This is a genomic window from Acinetobacter proteolyticus (assembly GCF_000367945.1).
In the GTDB taxonomy this organism is placed as follows: Bacteria; Pseudomonadota; Gammaproteobacteria; order Pseudomonadales; family Moraxellaceae; genus Acinetobacter; species Acinetobacter proteolyticus.
This window is the reverse complement of the sequence record NZ_KB849179.1, coordinates 506347-523898: the sequence shown is the minus strand read 5'-3', so window position 1 is coordinate 523898 and position 17552 is coordinate 506347. Positions and strand designations below refer to the sequence as shown.

The following is a 17552-nucleotide window of genomic DNA, read 5'->3' as shown; positions in this document are numbered from 1 at the left end:
ATACAGTATACGCTTACTTTATCTATGACAGTATTTTCTTTTTCTATCTCACTATAAAACGCAGATATACGTCTTACATCAAAAAAGTCAAACAAAGTGGGCTTTTTTAATATCAATTATTTTGCTTCATTAATCCCGACAATGAACTGGCTGCAATTTGAACCTTCTGAAGCATTTGAGCGTTGTTTTTCTGAGAAGTTAAATTTAGAAGCAACTGATTGATAATCTTTTTTCGAGCTTTGACCTGCCCGCACACTCAATTGTTTCACTTGCTCTGGGTCTAGCAATTCATTTTCAATCACTTGATTCATCATGACACGTACAGTCGTTATGGCATCATAACGTGTGTAGTTTTTGAATAGCCCAAAGAACCGACCAAGGAACCAACAATTAAATCAATAAGCAATGACAAAATAATATGTTTTTTATTCACTAAAAGGTATTACAACGCCATTCTTAAATCGCCATAAAACGGCCATTTTTTACCCCTCAGAACTTATATTCACTTGCATATTATCAACACCCTCCCTATCAAAGTACAAAAACCACTCACTTAAACAATTCACTCTTAAAAACGAAAAATCTATCAAGCTATTCTAAGTAGCTGATAGAAGCAAATACGATATGAAATAAACAACCATTAAATTAAATGCTTAAATTTACTGGAATTTTACTGTTTGTTTACTCAAATACTTTGCACCTACAGTTTAGGCATAGAAATGCATAATTGTTAACCACATCACATATTTTAAAGCCGATTTTTTTCATTTAATCTAGCTATCTCAGAGCGCCTTTTGCCCTCTCGACGGTTCATATTTTAAGGATATCTATGGATTTCATACTTAATCCAACATATACGCTCATGCTAGCGGTGTTGGTCCTCTATGTAGGACGCATTTTAAATAAGCACATCCCCTTTTTAACCAAATACAATATCCCAGAGCCTGTTGCTGGTGGTTTGGTCGGTGCAATTATTTTTTATTTGATTCATCAATTTGCGGGTTATACCATTTCAGTCAATAAGCCAATGCAAGATACATTCATGCTTATGTTTTTTGCATCGATTGGATTAAGTGCTAATTTTGCCAAACTTAAGGAAGGTGGCAAGCCTTTAATTATCTTCTTAATTGCGATTTCCTTCTTTGTCATCATTCAAAATGGCGTCGGCATGGCCATTGCTTCTGCTGTCGGTCTTGATCCATTAATGGGAGTTGTTGCAGGTTCAATTGCTTTGGTTGGTGGTTTAGGTACTGCTGGGGCATGGGGACCAATTTTTGAGACCAAATACGCCGTTGAAGGTGCGTTGCCAATGGGCATTGCAAGTGCGACTTTCGGTATGGTAGTCGGTGGTTTAATGGGAGGACCATTAGCTCGTTACCTCATTCGTAAACACAACCTAGCATCGCCATTAAAAGCGGAAGTTCGTGAAGAAAATAAAGAGGCGCCGCTTACGGATAGTGAGTACACCTTTGAAGCACCACAAAAAGTTCGCTTGATCACAGCGGATAATGCCATTGTCACTTTAGGTATGTTTGCCTTTGCTTTGGCTTTTGCTGAAACCATGAAAAACCTAACGATCGGCACCGCAATTGAATTACCCACATTTGTATGGGCATTGGGTGGCGGTATTCTTCTACGTAATATCTTAGAAACTGGCCTCAAACAAGAAATCTTTGATCGCTCGATAGACGTGTTTGGGAATACGGCGCTAGCGTTGTTCTTAGCAATGGCATTGGTTTCATTAAAACTTTGGCAACTGGCCGATCTTGCAATTCCAATGATTATTTTGTTGATTGCTCAGTCAATTGCGATGTGGGTATTTGCAGTTTATGTTTCCTTCCGCGTTATGGGCAAAAACTATGATTCCGCAGTGCTGGCTTCAGGTCTTTGTGGTTTTGGTATGGGGGCAACACCTAATGCGATTGCAAATATGCAAGCAATTACCAATATGTATGGCCTATCACACAAAGCCTTTTTGATCGTTCCCCTTGTCGGTGCATTCTTTATTGACCTTGTGAACGTTGTTGTTATTCAAAGTATCTTACAAATCTTTGGTTAATACTGATGCTGTAAAAACGACTGCTTCATTTGATTGAATCAAGCCATATCTTCAAACGATATGGCTTTTTTATGCGCGAGATTTCAAGCTGCAAAGCAAGAAGTTTTTGTTATTTTATCTTTAGAATCTGTAGAACAGCTGTTTTTGTCCTATAAGCACATGGTACACATTTTTACTCAATGCTAAAAATTACCGATTCAATTTGATTTGTATTTTTAGTTCGGGTGACATGTATGATCACAGAAAATCATCAACTTAAAGCAAGAAAAGTGTATTTCGATTTTTCTGAATCTTCCGTTTGTTGGATGCCAGATGATCCCCTGTGTTCGCACATTGCCAATGGGATTAACATGCTTTTGCCTGCGGGTGAATTTTGGTTCTGCCGCGTGTTTAATAAAGCAATCCCCTATGTCACCGATGAAACACTCAAACAAGAAGTGATTGGTTTTGTCCGTCAGGAAGCAGCTCATGCACGCGCCCATGAAAAAGCCCAAGATTTCTTGAGAGAAAATGGCTATGACATTCAAAATCCGTTAAATCGTGCTCACTTTATTTTCAATATTCTTCTAGGTGAAAAACCTTTAGGGATGCCATTCCTTAAAGGTGAGAAATTAGAGGAATACTGGTTATTGTTCCGCGTTGGGGTTATTGCTGCAATCGAGCACTTTACCGGAACAATTGGACAATGGACACTGGACAGTAAGTCTTGGGATACAGCAGATCCAGCCATGACCGATTTGTTTCGTTGGCACCTTGCTGAAGAAGTTGAGCATCGTTGTGTAGCCTATGACCTTTTTGAACATCTGCTCACCAACAAATTCGGTTTTTATGTCTCTCGACAAGTGATTATGATGGGTGTATTCCCATTATTTATTTACTTCCTTGCAGATTTTGCACGTAGCCTCGGGCAGCAAGATTTAGAACATCACGATATTCAAAAATTGATGCGCCGCGGATTCTTTAGCTTTATTCGTGAGTTCGAAAAAACGGCGACACAAACGGATAACCTGCCAACCATTAAGTACTTATGGAAAGCAACTTTACGTTGGATCTCGCCAAAATTTAATCCAATCCACGAAGGTGATACTGAGCAAGCATTGGCGTATATGGCTCGTTCACCCGCAGTACAGTATTTTGAGCAGATGACGCAAAATGTAAATAAAACCGCATTAAGCTAATTTTCAGTAAGTAAAAACCTCATTATTCAACAAGGATATGGGGTTTTTTTTAACTCATTTTTCAATGCTAAATAATTTTTTTGCGCTTCATTTTGAGTAAACGCAAACTCATTTTTTTCCATAATAGTTTCAGTAGCCCCTTGCATATAGTGCTGATAATCTGAATAACGTTCAATAATCAACTTATGTAGATTCACTTTACTTTTTTCAACTAAACATTCTTTTTGTTTTGCTTTTAGCTGCTCAATGTCGGATTTCTCCTTGCCTCGCAAACCATATTCAAACTGAATTTGGTCATCTATAGATTTGAAATAAACATCAGATAAATTAACGTAATCATCTTTAAAGTTTTTAGCATCTGCTGTGCGACATATACCAAATAAAAACATAAGCATAACTATAGATATTATTTTCATCACCGTTTCTATATATATTAATTTTCACTTATTATAACATCATATCGAACAAAAAACCGCCTTGAAATCAAACACCAATACGTTTAAAAATACAAAATAAAGTATGAAGGACAACTAAATAAAAATCTTATTTAGCAATCACTAATTTTAAATAACTACATTTAATTATAAGACAAACTTTCTAATCAAATATCGACATCTATATTCTCTATAATTGATGAGGCTACATCTAATGCACCTTTTCCAATCTCAACAACAATTTCAACTAAATCGACTGGATTAATATCTACAGAATGTGTCGTCGAATTCTGTTGTTGCTGTTCATTTTCTAATTGCTCTAGGTCATCTACTGGGTTATTCATATTATTCATTCTTTTCTACCTCTACAATAACGAATGATTTGTCTTACTAACAAACATCATATGATTAACATAAAACTTTGTGAATTCTGAAAATGATTTTGTTTATGGCATAAAAAATATTCATCGTTTCTATCCATTAACTTACCTGAACCTAAAAAGCAACGATGATTCCGCCTTTGTTTGCTGTTCATCATTTATTTTCTTTTGCCGACTCTAAGTCGCTTTTCTGTTATTCTACATAAGTGAGCTGAATCGTACTGTATAACTAGAGGAAAAGCGGCATGCTGCAATGGTTTGAAAAATTAGTTGATCCTTATCCAACGAAAGACTTAAACAAACCATTACCAACGACTTTTTTTGCTTTCGTTTGGCAAGCGACCAAAGGGATTCGCCCTTATCTTTTTATCTTAATTGCTTGTACTGCAGCGGCAGCAAGTTTTGAAGCATTATTTTTCTCCTATATTGGAAAATTGGTCGATTGGTTGACGCAGAGCCAACCCAGCACATTCCTAGAAAATAACCAGCAAAATTTAACCATCCTCATCAGTATTCTTTTTGCCAATATTTTCTTTGTTAGCCTGCAATCTGTGGTTAAACATCAGGTTTTGTTTAGTAATTTCCCGATGCGCATGCGTTGGCGCTTTCACAACTTGCTGCTCCAACAGAGCTTAGACTTCTTCCATACTGATTTCGCAGGGCGCCTTTCTGCCAAAGTCATGCAAACGGCTCTGGCAGTACGCGAATTCTGGATGATTTTGGGCGATATGCTGGTATATGTACTGATCTACTTCATTACGATTAGTGTGGTATTAGGCTCCATTTCTCCTGTACTGATTATTCCTTTAATGTTGTGGCTGGTTTTTTTCATTGTCATTGCCAGTTATTTTATTCCCCGTTTAGGAAAAATCTCAAAAAAACAAGCCGATTCACGTGCAGTTATGACAGGTCGAATAACAGATGCTTATACCAATATCCAAACTGTAAAGCTTTTTGCTCATGCAGGCCGTGAAAGCCAGTATGCAAAAGAATCCATGCAAGAGTTTATGGTTACGGTTTATAAGCAAATGCGTTTAGGGGTTAAATACGAAATTAGCATTCGTTTACTCAGTGCATTTCTATACATTGGTGTCATTGGTACTTCAGTTTGGTTATGGACGCAAGGACAAGCTGCTATTGGTGTCATTGCCGCCACCACGGCGATGGTACTGAAGCTAGACAGTATGGCTGAGTTTTTAATGTGGCATGTCACTATGCTATTTGAGAATGTCGGTACCATTCAGGATGGCATGTCAACTTTAGGGAAACAGATCCAAATTCAAGACAAGAAAGGTGCGACAGAACTAAAAGTTGAGCATGGTGAAATTCGATTTGAGGATGTGAGCTTTGCCTATAACCAAAAAAATGTGATTGAGCATTTTAATTTGACCATCAAACCTGGTGAAAAAATTGGCGTTGTTGGGCGTTCTGGCGCTGGTAAATCGACATTGATCCAATTACTACTTCATTTTTACGATATCAACCAAGGTCGTATTCTGATTGATGGTCAAAATATTCATGATGTTACTCAAGATAGCCTGCGCGCCAATATTGCATTAGTCACGCAAGATACCTCCTTGCTTCACCGTACCGTGGCTGAAAATATTAAATATGGTCGTCCAAATGCGACTGAAGCTGAAGTCCAACTGGCCGTGAAAAAAGCAAGAGCAGAAGAATTCATTCCACAACTGACAGATCAAAAAGGTCGGGTTGGATTTGATGCTTATGTGGGTGAGCGTGGTGTCAAACTCTCTGGTGGACAACGCCAGCGGATTGCTATTTCACGTGTTTTCCTCAAAGACGCGCCTATTCTCATCCTCGATGAGGCAACCAGTGCACTGGATTCTGAAGTAGAAGCTGCGATTCAAAGCAGTTTAAATGACCTTATGGTCGGCAAAACCGTGATTGCAATTGCCCACCGTTTGTCTACCATTGCTCAAATGGATCGCCTCATTGTACTTGATCAAGGCCGAATTGCTGAGCAAGGCACACATGAAGAACTGATTGCGAACGATGGCTTGTATGCACAATTATGGAAACGCCAAACGGGTGGCTTTTTAGTTGAACAGCGAGTGACTCAGGACACAGAATAATGTTGTATTTAGAAGATTTAAATATTGGCGACCATTTCACAAGCCGTGAATATGAAATGACCCTTGAAGAAGTAAAGCAATTTGCTGGGCAATACGATCCTCAGCCCTTTCATCTCGATGAGGTTGCTGCTGCGGAGCACCCTATCTTTCAAGGTTTAGCTGCAAGTGGCTGGCATACCTCCGCTGTGACCATGCGCTTATGGACAGAGTGTTTTCCAGTTGCTGGTGGGTTGTTAGGTACCGAATCAAGCTTGCGCTGGCCTCGTCCAACCCGTGTTGGCGATAAAATTCATGTCGAGATTGAAATTACCGCAATTGTGCCATCTAAAACAAAAAATGATCGTGGTATCGTCAGCTACGTAACACAAGCTTTGAACCAACATGGGGATGTGCTATTAATATCGACAACCAAAATTATGGTGTTTAGAAAACCAACTTGATTCTTGAACATTCAATGACTCTTTTGTCCAACAATTTTTATGATTGATTATTTTATTTCATGTAAAGATGTTTAAGACTTAAATGTTTAAAAGATATTGGCAAAATTGATGAGCGCCACGGAAAGCACATGAAAACAACCTCAACTCGTCAAGATCAAGGAATACCAGGCGTCTATGGCTTATTGCTCCTAGACGTGGTTTCTCGCTGGGGATATAGCGATGAAACATTGTTTGCACCGTTTCATTTAACTAGTGAGCAACTGGCTGATCCAAATTATCGAATTCCGACACCGATTGCGAATGAATTGGTCAAGCATTCTTTACGCCTTACGGGTGAAAGTACATTGGGCTTTCACTTGGGCACGCAAATGCGTATTTCCATTCATGGTTTTATTGGCTATGCCATTATGACAGCGCATGACATTACTGATGCCATTGCACTGGCAAGCCGGTTTATTCAGTTACGTCTTCCCTTTTTACAGCTTTATTTTTCTACCTTTGGACCAAAGGCTACGCTGCAACTACAATGTGATATTGAAGTTGAGCCGTTGCGCACTGAAATTATTCTGGGTCTGACCATTGGTATTATGACCATGGCCAAAGCCCTCACAGGCATTGAAGATTTAAGGGGTGAAGTCGATCTGGACTTTGCTGAACCAGCTGGTTTTGAAAAATATAAAGATAAATTAACCAGTACAGTACGCTTCAATCAGCCTCATCTGATTTCCAGCTTCGATAAAAAATATCTCGGCTTAAAAATGGTCAATGCCGATCCAATTGCCAGTCAAATTGCTATTAACCAATGTGAAACTGAACTCTCTGCGCTAGGCGAACGTCGTCGTTTAGCCATGCGGGTTCGTGATATTTTGACCAATTCAGAACAGCACTATCTGAGTATTGAAAGTGTGGCTGAACGCTTACACATGTCAGATCGCACCTTGAAACGCCAATTGGCTGCGGAAGGTACATCCTTCTCTACCCTTGTGGATGAAGTTCGTTATCGTCATGCAACCTCTTTACTTTCTCGAACCGATTATAGTTTGGAGCAAATTGCAGATGAACTCGGTTATTCTGATGTCGCGAATTTCAGCCGTGCCTTTAAGCGTTGGAGTGGTCGTAGCCCAAGTAACTGGCGTAAAGACCCTTATTTATAAGTTCACGAAAGCTTTTGTTTTTATTGAAAAGCATGTATAAACCAAATAAAAATGATACGACAGATTGTTAAGGAGTTGTCATGAATCATCCAGCAGAATTGAAATATGCACGTACGCATGAGTGGGTAAGAATTGAGGGCGACCTCGTTGTTACAGGGATTACTGACCATGCACAAGATGAGTTGGGTGATTTAGTCTATGTGGAAACCCCAGAAGTGGGTAGCCATGTCACCGCAACCGAACAAGCAGGTATTGTTGAATCTGTGAAAACAGCCTCTGATATTCACGCGCCTGTTTCTGGAACCGTGGTTGAAGTGAATACTGACCTTGAAGATGATCCTGATTTTGTTAATGATGAGCCTTATGGCAAAGGTTGGATTTACAAAATTAAGCCTGACAATATCGCTGATGTTGAAAAACTGCTTTCTAATAGCGAGTATGAATCAGGTTTATAAATCTGACCAATCGCTTTGGATTGAGATATTTAGAAAACCGAGTTATATATTAACTCGGTTTTTTATTTATTAGAACATTGATTATTTCACTAAAAGCCAAGCATCCTGCCAGTTCGAGCCTGTGCCAGGTACGTATTGATGTGCTTGAATGGTACACCAACCACTATAAGGAAAAGGCTTGCACTGATATATACGTCCATCACTGCCCAATACTTTGGTGCCTGCTTTATATGTAGCAATACTCTTCGGATAAACAAAATCATAAGAACCACCACCATTGATCGGGGCACGCTCAATTTTGATTTCAACACGTTGAATACCACTATTTAAACTACTATATACATCATTTTTCCCATTTACAGGCACAATATCAGCATTGGTATTTTTGATGCCTGCGCGTAAAGCGCTGTGTTCTCGATTAATCGCCTCAGCTAATAAGCGAGGCCAAACATTTCGACTACCATTGGCAGTACTGGTAATCCGTAATTCTGTTTTTAGATTTGGATTTTCACCATTGGTATCAAAGACTCGTGTGGATACACGATCATTTACCAATAGGTCATCAAGCGGATTAATATCACCAATATCATTCCAGCTTTGAACTGGTTTTGGCGGTTGCGGATCGACGGGTGTTGTTGGACTACCTGAACCAACATTTACATCAATAACATTATAAAAAGCATTACTGGTATCACCGATATCCCAGACCGCTAGAATGACATGATAGCCACTTCGGTCAGCAGGCACATAACAGCGATGTGTTTCCACACTAGTAGGTTTCTGATATTTACCATCCACCGTACAAAAGGGATTAAGATCAAAAGAACCACGTGCCAAGGGAGCTGAAGGATTCCACCCTTGTTTAGTGATGAAATAACGCCAGCCTTGAGTTACATGTTGTGCCGTAAACTGCCAAGTAAAATCATTTGCCCCCGTAGGCAAGTTTGTTTTAACCCATCGTGTCGGTGATTGTGCATTCAGTTCTGAAAATTGACTCAAATTTGCATTGGCGATTTGACCATCAGGCGGTCCAGACTGCGGAAAACCTTTCGGAGCTTCTAAACTTTGCGGCTCCCACACAATGCTGCCACATTGAGTATTCTTATTTAACTTACAGGCATAAGCTCGAGATTCTGGTTTAAGTACATAGCCATGTGCAAAAACCAATGAAGGTACAATAGGCAATACCAATATTCCCATCGAGATTAAACTGCGTCTAATAAAGCGATGCATCATCATTATTCTACCCTTGTCATTTAACTTATTTATTGTTGTTAAGCATTGGTGTTCTAAAGACACCTCTTAGACCATAGGTGAGCCGCTTAGACAAGACAAGCACCTACTCTGTAATGATCTGTAATATGTGAGTTGACTTGATCACAGGAATAAAAGCTTATGATGACCCGATCAAATTATTGCACCAATCCATTATTTCTCAGTGCAATCAAAAAAAGCCCAATTCAATTTGAACTGGGCTTTAATCACAGCTTAATTTTCAGGATTTAAGCGACATAATCCACTTGAATACCATCTACCTCTGAAACCAAGTTTTCAAAAGAGAAAATTTCATCCAGTTGCGCTTGAGTCAGTAGACCACGCTCTAAAACCACCTCTTGAATGGTTTTATGTTCAGCAATACATTGTTTACCGATTTCATCGCACAATGCATGGCCCAATAATGGATCAAGCAGCGTAATAATCCCGACACTACGCATCACTGCATCATGGCAAGCTTGTTCATTTGCTTTGATGCCACGTACACATTTTTCATCTAGGCTTTGAATTGCATGTGTAAGCAATTCAATTGATTCATTCAATGAAATTGCAATGACAGGTTCCATCACATTAAGTTGTAATTGCCCCGCTTCTGCCGCAAAAGTAATAGTTAAATCGTTACCGATCACTTTAAATGCAATCTGATTCACCACTTCAGGAATCACAGGATTCACCTTCGCAGGCATGATCGAAGAACCAGCCTGCAACTCGGGCAATTGAATTTCACCTAATCCTGTACGTGGACCTGAACTCAGCAACCGTAAGTCATTGCTAATTTTGGAGAGTTTACATGCAAGACGCTTTAAGGCACTCGATAAAATGATGAATACACCACAGTCACTGGTTGCTTCAACATAATCTTCCGCACCCACCAGATTCAAGCCTGTAATCTCTTTTAAACAGGAAACGGCTTTGATGGCATAACCTTTTGGTGTATTTACCCCAGTGCCAATTGCGGTCGCGCCCAAATTCACTTCAAGCAATAATTCACGAGTCCGTTTGATTAAACGTACATCTTCTTTTAATAAAGTTGCAAAGGCACGGAACTCTTGCCCCAATGTCATTGGCACCGCATCCTGTAATTGAGTTCGACCCATCTTTAATACATAGCGGAATTCAATTGCTTTATTTTCAAATGACGTAATTAGCTTGTCCATTTGCGTGAACAAAGCATCCAAAGAACAGTAGGTTGATAGACGAAGTGCTGTTGGGTATACGTCATTGGTCGATTGGGACTTATTGACATGATCATTAGGATGGATCACCTCATATTTTCCTTTTTGATACCCCAATGACTCCAGTGCAATATTGGCAATCACTTCATTAGTATTCATATTAATTGAAGTACCCGCCCCACCTTGATAAATATCAATTGGGAAGGAATCTTGCCATTTTTCTGTGTCAGTGATTAAAGCATCACAGGCATGCTGAATGGCTAAACTTTGAGTTTCAGTAAGTTTGCCAAAGCTTAAATTCGCTTGCGCAGAAGCTTTCTTTACCTGTGCCAAAGCACGAATAAAGTAGCCATTTTGTCCAACTTTTTGCGAAGAAATCTTAAAATTTTCAATGGCGCGTAAAGTATGAATTCCATAATAACAATCAGCTAGGACTTCTTTTGCACCGAGCAAATCATGCTCTATTCTTATCGTTGCCGTTTGAACCGTTTCCACTTTCCATTTCTCTCAGACAATGCACCCTAATGGTGCAATGAATTACTATGGAAGATTGCAACTGATTTTTCATTAGCAAAAGCGCTTAACATTATATTTTTTTATTATGGAAGTTCTCTGGATTGTTGCTTTTGTAACTTCATGTGTCAAAAAAATGCCTAGTTTTTAACTGATTTAATTTAATCTACAACTGTACATTTTATGAATTGTAACTTTTGAATACATTTTGAGTTTTTTTTAAACACTAACTTCTCCTATTTTGCTGAAAAAAAGTTCTATTTTTTGAATTAAAAAATTAAGATTCATAGACTTATTTTAAATTACATAAAATATACAAACAAAATACATAAACATAACAGTATTTTAAAAATCATTTGTGCTTGAATCTGTGACCTTATCAATCCCAAGAATAGCAAATCATTTTTTCAGCTATTCAGATGTGATTGCAAATTATGGATATGTAAGGACAGGCATCCATTATGAATTTTTCTAACCCCACAGTTGTTGTATTCGTGGTCTATATCCTGGCCATGCTTGGCATCGGTTTATACGCCTATTTTTCTACCAAAAACCTTGACGATTATATTCTTGGAGGCCGAAGTCTAGGCAGTTTTGTGACCGCATTATCTGCGGGTGCATCAGACATGAGTGGTTGGTTACTCATGGGTTTACCTGGCGCAATTTACTTAACTGGCTTATCTGAATCGTGGATTGCCATCGGTTTGATTATCGGTGCTTGGTTAAACTGGTATTTGGTTGCAGGCCGTTTACGTGTACACACTGAAGTACAAAACAATGCCCTCACCTTACCGGATTACTTTACCGGTCGTTTTGATGACCAGAAGAAAATCCTACGCGTCACATCTGCATTGATTATTCTTGTTTTCTTTGCGATTTATTGTGCTTCTGGCATGGTCGCTGGTGCACGATTATTCGAAACACTGTTCCAATTACCATATAGCACAGCCTTATGGTTAGGTGCTTTTGCAACCATTGGATATGTGTGCATCGGTGGTTTCCTTGCAATTAGCTGGACCGATACTTTCCAAGCGGGCTTGATGATTTTTGCATTATTGCTGCTTCCAATCGTGACCTACATGTCTTTAGGCATTGGTGTGGAAGAGTTTACTGCGGTTGTTGAAAGTGTACGTCCACATGCATTTGATTTTGCGACAAACTTAAGTGTTGTTGCGATTCTTTCAGCAGCAGCTTGGGGTTTAGGCTATTTTGGTCAACCGCATATCCTTGTCCGCTTCATGGCAGCTGACTCAGTAAAATCAATCCCAGCAGCTCGCCGTATCGGTATGACATGGATGATTTTATGTCTTGCTGGCGCAGTTGGTTCAGGTTTTATCGGTATTGCTTATTTCCAAATGCATCCTGAGTTCGCAGCTGCAGTAACGGCTAACCCTGAAACTGTCTTCATGGAACTCACCAAAATTCTGTTCAACCCTTGGGTTGTAGGTGTGATCCTCGCTGCAATTCTATCTGCAATCATGAGTACATTGAGTTGCCAGCTATTGGTTTGCTCTAGTGCTTTGACAGAAGATTTGTACAAAGGCTTTATCCGCAAGAATGCATCTCAAAAAGAGTTGGTTTGGATTGGCCGTGCAATGGTAATTGCAGTTGCAATGCTTGCCCTCGTTCTTGCACAAAACCCAGAAAGCAAGGTTCTTGGCTTAGTTGCCTATGCTTGGGCTGGTTTTGGCGCAGCGTTTGGTCCATTAATTATTCTTTCATTATTCTGGAAACGTATGACGTTAAACGGTGCATTGGTGGGTATGATTGTGGGTGCTTTGACGGTCATCCTATGGAAAAACTTCTTCGGTTACACGGGTATCTATGAAATTATTCCAGGCTTCGTTTTTGCCTTGATCAGTATCGTGGTGGTGAGCTTACTTGGTAAAGCACCAAATGCAGCGGTAACCAGTCGCTTCGAACAAGCTGATGAAATCTATGCACGTGAAATGAAATAATTCTGATAAAATTTAAGGGGCTTTCGAGCCCCTTTTCTTTTGTTTAAAATTTTGTTTTTGATTTAATTTTTATTTTAGAGCTGTCTTTCACCACCTGCATGACTGGGTAGCTGCGTGTTTCCTTCACACCAGGGAGCTGCCATAAAATCTGCCCCGCAATACGGCGAAACTCCTCCATCCCCGCACTCCGTAACTTAATCAAGAAATCAAAGCCTCCACTGACCATATGGCATTCCACGATCTCAGGATATTGAGTCACTGCATCAATAAAATCGTCCAGTACATGTGGAGTAGTCTTATCTAACAACACTTCCACAAATACTAAAAAGTTCGCATTAAGCTTGTTGGGATTAAGTTTGGCCTCATATCCTAAGATAAATTCATCCTTGGTCAACTTCTGTACACGTGCCATCACTGCAGTCGGCGATAGGTTCACGAGTTCTGCCAATTTACTATTAGAAATTCTCCCATCTGCTTGAAGAATATCCAGAATTTTTAGATCGGTTCGATCTAATGTATAAATAGGGCCATTCAACTGAATTTTCCTCTAAAAAATGGGTAAATTATAGTGAGTTACTCGGGATTTATTCTGTAATCATAAATTATCTAAACCTCTCTACTCAATATGTTCTAGAGATTGTTATTGGAATTTAGTATGAATACATTGGATACTCCCGCACAAATGGAAACAGCTCACATCGACGGTTATATTACCGAATTTAAAGAAAAAAGTGAGTTTGAGCAACGCATTAATACGGCTTGGCGACGTGCAGAGCCTGAAGCAGTGGCTGTACTTGCTGAAGCAGCCAACATTTCCCCAGAACTTGATCAAAAAATTTATGAACTTGCATTTAGCCTAGCGCATAATTTACGTGAACGTAAAAGCTCGGCTGGTAAAGCAGGTATTGTTCAAGGTTTACTCCAAGAATTCTCACTTTCTTCACAAGAAGGTGTGGCATTGATGTGTTTGGCAGAAGCTTTGCTTCGTATTCCAGATACAGCGACACGTGATTTATTGATCCGCGACAAAATCAACCAAGGTAACTGGAAAGAACACGTTGGTCAAAGCAACCTCATGTTCGTAAACGCTGCGGCATGGGGCTTGATGTTAACTGGCAAGTTAATGGAAACACCAAAGCAAACCAGCTTATCAAGTGTTTTGACTGGTCTTTTAGCACGTAGTGGTCGTGGCATCATCCGTAAAGCAGTTGACGTTGCCATGCGTATGATGGGTGAGCAGTTCGTTACGGGTGAAACCATCGAAGAAGCGCTTGAACATGCAAAACCATTTGAACACAAAGGTTTCCGCTACTCATACGACATGTTGGGTGAAGCTGCACTAACTGAACATGATGCTGAGCGCTATTACAACGACTACACACAAGCCATTCATGCCATTGGTAAAGCATCAAATGGTCGTGGTGTTTACGATGGTCCTGGTATTTCAATCAAGCTATCTGCTTTACACCCACGTTATCAACGTGCGCAAATTGACCGTGTTCATCACGAACTTTATAGCAAAGTTTTTGAACTTGCGTGCTTGGCAAAACAATACGACATCGGCTTAAACATCGATGCTGAAGAGTCTGAACGTTTAGAAATTTCACTCGAATTACTTGAACGCTTATGTTTCGAACCAAAACTTGCCAACTGGAAAGGCATTGGTTTTGTAATTCAGGCTTATCAAAAGCGTTGTTTCTACGTCGTCGATTATATCGTTGACCTTGCAAAACGCAGTAACAAACGTCTGATGATCCGTTTAGTGAAAGGTGCGTATTGGGACAGCGAAATCAAGAAAGCGCAAATTGATGGTATGACTGATTATCCTGTGTTTACCCGTAAAGTTCACACGGATTTGTCATATATCGCTTGTGCGAAGAAACTTCTTGCTGCACCCGATCAAGTGTATCCGCAATTTGCGACACACAATGCACAATCACTCGCAACGATTTACAACTTGGCTGATCCAAGCAAATACTACCCAGGTCAATACGAGTTCCAATGCTTACACGGTATGGGTGAGCCATTGTACGAACAAGTGGTTGGATCTAAAGAAGATGGTAAATTAGGCGTACCATGTCGTGTCTATGCGCCAGTCGGTAACCATGAAACTTTATTGGCTTATTTAGTCCGTCGTTTACTTGAAAATGGTGCAAATACCTCATTCGTAAACCGTATTGCTGACAAGACTTTAAAAGTTGAAGACCTGATTCAATCTCCAATCAAAGACATTCAAACTTCTGCAAAAGACGAAGGTCAGCTTGGCTTAAAACATCCTGCAATTCCGCTTCCGCATGATCTTTATCCTTTACGTCCAAACTCAAATGGCTTTGATCTCAATAATGATCAACCATTAGCGGACTTGGATGCGACGGCACAGAAATTACGTAGCCAGATTTGGAAAAGTGCCCCGTTACTTGGTTTTGAATCAGCAGTCCATGATGAAAGTAATGCGCTTGCAATTACAAACCCTGCACAAAACAGTGAAATTGTCGGTTATGTCAATGAAGCAACCAGCGCTGATGTACAACCGGCCTTAGAAGCTGCGGTGCAAGCGGAACAAAGCTGGGCAGCCACTGATAAAGTTGAGCGTGCTGCTTGCTTAAAACGTGCTGCTGACTTGATGGAAGCCCGTATTCAAGAGTTGATGGTTTTACTTTGCCGCGAAAGTGGTAAAACCTATGCCAATGCGATTGCAGAAGTTCGTGAAGCCGTCGATTTCCTACGTTACTACGCAACTCAAATTGAAAACCTGCCTGCAAATGCACAGGTGAAGCCATTAGGTACCGTATTGTGTATCAGCCCATGGAACTTCCCTCTTGCGATTTTCTCGGGTCAGATTGCAGCTGCATTGGTCAGTGGTAACTGTGTTATTGCCAAACCTGCTGAACAAACACCGTTAATTGCAGCTCAAGCAGTTCAAATGCTTTGGGAAGCTGGCGTGCCACACGGCGTTGTTCAACTTCTTCCAGGTCGCGGTGAAACAGTCGGTGCACAATTAAGCCAAGATGATCGCGTTCAAGGCATCATGTTCACAGGTTCGACTGAAGTTGCAAAAATCTTGCAAAAGACTGTTGCAAAACGCTTGTCTCCAAACGGTCAACCAATTCCGTTAATCGCGGAAACAGGTGGTCAAAATGCGATGATCGTTGATTCATCTGCACTGACTGAACAAGTGGTTCTCGATGTTGTTAGTTCTGCATTTGACAGTGCGGGTCAACGTTGTTCTGCACTTCGTATCTTATGTGTGCAAGAAGACAGCGCTGCAACAGTCATCAAAATGTTGAAAGGTGCAATGCAACAGTTGATCGTCGGCAACCCTGCGATCTTAAAAACTGACATTGGCCCAGTAATTGATACTGAAGCAAAACAAACCATCGATACGCACATTCAAAAGATGAAATCTAAGGGCTACCCTGTTCATCAATTGATGTTTAACGATTCGGTAGGCCAACAAGCACTTGCACAAGGTACATTTGTTCCGCCAACAGCGATTGAATTGCCAAACCTTGACGACCTAGAGCGCGAAGTATTTGGTCCAGTCTTGCACATCATCACTTATAAGTATGGTGAGCTTGAGCAATTGATCGACCGCATCAATGCCAAAGGCTATGGCTTAACCATGGGTCTACACACACGTATCGATGAAACCATCAATACTGTGATCCAGCGCGCTGAAGTGGGTAACTTATATATCAACCGCAACATCGTTGGTGCAGTTGTAGGCGTTCAACCATTTGGTGGTGAAGGCTTATCTGGTACAGGTCCTAAAGCGGGTGGTCCGCTTTATATGTACCGCTTGATGGAACATTGTTCAGAGAAAGTATTGGCGACCCCATTTGCGGTGAAAGCTGAAATCTCTCAGTTTGATGCAGTTTCAAATGTTGCTTATCAAAGCTTATTGTCTTGGGCAAACCAAAACATGCCTCAAGCAATTCCAACGATTCCAGCATTTGGTGTAGGTAAGTTCTACGAGTTGCAAGGCCCTACTGGTGAAAGCAACCAATACATTATCTTGCCTCGTCATCGTGTGCTTTCGATTGCGAATGATGAAGCAAGCCAGCTTCAACAATTACTTGCGATTTTCTCCGTCAGCAGTACTGCCGCTGTGTTGAAAGACAATGCATTCTTAGTAAAACACAAAGCGTCTTTACCAAAAGATGTCTTAGATGCAATCACTGTGATTTCAAGTGTTGAAAAAGATGCGTTTGATGCCGTGCTTCATCATGGTTCTGTTGAACAGTTGCAAGACTTGCAAACTAAAGTTGCGAATCGTTCAGGTGCGATTGTCGGGATTACCCAGTTACAAGCCAATGAACAAATTCCTTTAGAACGCCTAGTCATTGAACGAGCAATTAGCGTAAACACTGCAGCAGCAGGTGGTAATGCGAGTTTAATGACTTTATCTGAAGACTAATTTTCAGTCTTCTATCTCCTA

General features: G+C 40.3%; 13 protein-coding genes and 1 pseudogene. 8 read left to right on the top strand and 6 right to left on the bottom strand.

What is annotated here, in order from left to right; translation table 11 throughout:
* Positions 1–116 precede the first annotated feature (116 nt).
* Positions 117–433 (bottom strand): annotated as a pseudogene (locus tag F993_RS0119585) (hypothetical protein).
* 396 nt (positions 434–829) lie between these two features.
* Here F993_RS0119585 and gltS point away from each other — a divergent pair.
* Both gltS and F993_RS14310 read left to right on the top strand, forming a co-directional pair.
* Positions 830–2059, top strand: a complete 1230-nt coding sequence (gltS, locus tag F993_RS14305; RefSeq protein WP_004653143.1) for a sodium/glutamate symporter — start codon at positions 830–832, stop codon at positions 2057–2059.
* 233 nt (positions 2060–2292) lie between these two features.
* Positions 2293–3237, top strand: a complete 945-nt coding sequence (locus F993_RS14310; RefSeq protein WP_032812419.1) for a metal-dependent hydrolase — start codon at positions 2293–2295, stop codon at positions 3235–3237.
* A gap of 26 nt (positions 3238–3263) precedes the next feature.
* Here the strand turns inward: F993_RS14310 and F993_RS14315 are convergent, their stop codons facing one another.
* Together F993_RS14315 and F993_RS14320 are read right to left on the bottom strand one after the other, a co-directional pair.
* Positions 3264–3626: a hypothetical protein gene (locus F993_RS14315; RefSeq protein WP_004653141.1), complete on the bottom strand. Its 363-nt coding sequence runs from the start codon at positions 3624–3626 to the stop codon at positions 3264–3266.
* 212 nt (positions 3627–3838) lie between these two features.
* On the bottom strand, positions 3839–4024 hold the full coding sequence (locus F993_RS14320; RefSeq protein ID WP_004653140.1) for a hypothetical protein: 186 nt from the start codon (positions 4022–4024) through the stop codon (positions 3839–3841).
* Between the two features lie 272 nt (positions 4025–4296).
* On the opposite strand from F993_RS14320, the gene F993_RS14325 reads away from it, so the two are divergent.
* From F993_RS14325 to gcvH, 4 genes are all read left to right on the top strand, one after another.
* On the top strand, positions 4297–6144 hold the full coding sequence (locus F993_RS14325; RefSeq protein ID WP_004653139.1) for an ABC transporter ATP-binding protein: 1848 nt from the start codon (positions 4297–4299) through the stop codon (positions 6142–6144).
* Positions 6144–6584, top strand: coding sequence for a MaoC family dehydratase (locus F993_RS14330; RefSeq protein ID WP_004653138.1), 441 nt, complete (start codon positions 6144–6146; stop codon positions 6582–6584). The genes F993_RS14325 and F993_RS14330 overlap by 1 nt, the downstream gene beginning before the upstream one ends.
* A gap of 128 nt (positions 6585–6712) precedes the next feature.
* Complete coding sequence (locus tag F993_RS14335; RefSeq protein WP_004653137.1) at positions 6713–7738, top strand: AraC family transcriptional regulator; 1026 nt, start codon at positions 6713–6715, stop codon at positions 7736–7738.
* A gap of 80 nt (positions 7739–7818) precedes the next feature.
* On the top strand, positions 7819–8193 hold the full coding sequence (gene gcvH / locus F993_RS14340; RefSeq protein ID WP_004653136.1) for a glycine cleavage system protein GcvH: 375 nt from the start codon (positions 7819–7821) through the stop codon (positions 8191–8193).
* A gap of 81 nt (positions 8194–8274) precedes the next feature.
* On the opposite strand, the gene F993_RS14345 is transcribed toward gcvH, so the two are convergent.
* Together F993_RS14345 and aspA are read right to left on the bottom strand one after the other, a co-directional pair.
* Entirely contained in the window at positions 8275–9432 is a 1158-nt protein-coding gene (locus F993_RS14345; RefSeq protein WP_004653135.1) for a lytic polysaccharide monooxygenase, read from the bottom strand.
* Between the two features lie 263 nt (positions 9433–9695).
* Positions 9696–11138, bottom strand: coding sequence for an aspartate ammonia-lyase (aspA, locus tag F993_RS14350; protein WP_004653134.1), 1443 nt, complete (start codon positions 11136–11138; stop codon positions 9696–9698).
* A gap of 479 nt (positions 11139–11617) precedes the next feature.
* Between aspA and putP the strand changes: the two genes are divergently transcribed.
* Positions 11618–13114: a sodium/proline symporter PutP gene (putP, locus tag F993_RS14355; protein ID WP_004653133.1), complete on the top strand. Its 1497-nt coding sequence runs from the start codon at positions 11618–11620 to the stop codon at positions 13112–13114.
* 43 nt (positions 13115–13157) lie between these two features.
* Here putP and F993_RS14360 read toward each other — a convergent pair whose 3' ends face one another.
* On the bottom strand, positions 13158–13649 hold the full coding sequence (locus F993_RS14360; RefSeq protein WP_004653132.1) for an Lrp/AsnC ligand binding domain-containing protein: 492 nt from the start codon (positions 13647–13649) through the stop codon (positions 13158–13160).
* 120 nt (positions 13650–13769) lie between these two features.
* Here F993_RS14360 and putA point away from each other — a divergent pair, with 120 nt between their 5' ends.
* On the top strand, positions 13770–17531 hold the full coding sequence (gene putA, locus F993_RS14365; protein ID WP_004653131.1) for a trifunctional transcriptional regulator/proline dehydrogenase/L-glutamate gamma-semialdehyde dehydrogenase: 3762 nt from the start codon (positions 13770–13772) through the stop codon (positions 17529–17531).
* Positions 17532–17552: the final 21 nt, after the last annotated feature.

Bases quoted from the DNA above. Each gene is read 5' to 3' on its own strand.
- F993_RS14320 (WP_004653140.1), bottom strand. From the start codon at position 4,024: ATGAATAATATGAATAACCCAGTAGATGACCTAGAGCAATTAGAAAAT.
- F993_RS14330 (WP_004653138.1), top strand. From the start codon at position 6,144: ATGTTGTATTTAGAAGATTTAAATATTGGCGACCATTTCACAAGCCGT.
- F993_RS14325 (WP_004653139.1), top strand. From the start codon at position 4,297: ATGCTGCAATGGTTTGAAAAATTAGTTGATCCTTATCCAACGAAAGAC.
- gltS (WP_004653143.1), top strand. From the start codon at position 830: ATGGATTTCATACTTAATCCAACATATACGCTCATGCTAGCGGTGTTG.
- F993_RS14345 (WP_004653135.1), bottom strand. From the start codon at position 9,432: ATGATGATGCATCGCTTTATTAGACGCAGTTTAATCTCGATGGGAATA.
- F993_RS14335 (WP_004653137.1), top strand. From the start codon at position 6,713: ATGAAAACAACCTCAACTCGTCAAGATCAAGGAATACCAGGCGTCTAT.
- putP (WP_004653133.1), top strand. From the start codon at position 11,618: ATGAATTTTTCTAACCCCACAGTTGTTGTATTCGTGGTCTATATCCTG.
- F993_RS14310 (WP_032812419.1), top strand. From the start codon at position 2,293: ATGATCACAGAAAATCATCAACTTAAAGCAAGAAAAGTGTATTTCGAT.
- F993_RS14315 (WP_004653141.1), bottom strand. From the start codon at position 3,626: ATGTTTTTATTTGGTATATGTCGCACAGCAGATGCTAAAAACTTTAAA.
- putA (WP_004653131.1), top strand. From the start codon at position 13,770: ATGAATACATTGGATACTCCCGCACAAATGGAAACAGCTCACATCGAC.
- gcvH (WP_004653136.1), top strand. From the start codon at position 7,819: ATGAATCATCCAGCAGAATTGAAATATGCACGTACGCATGAGTGGGTA.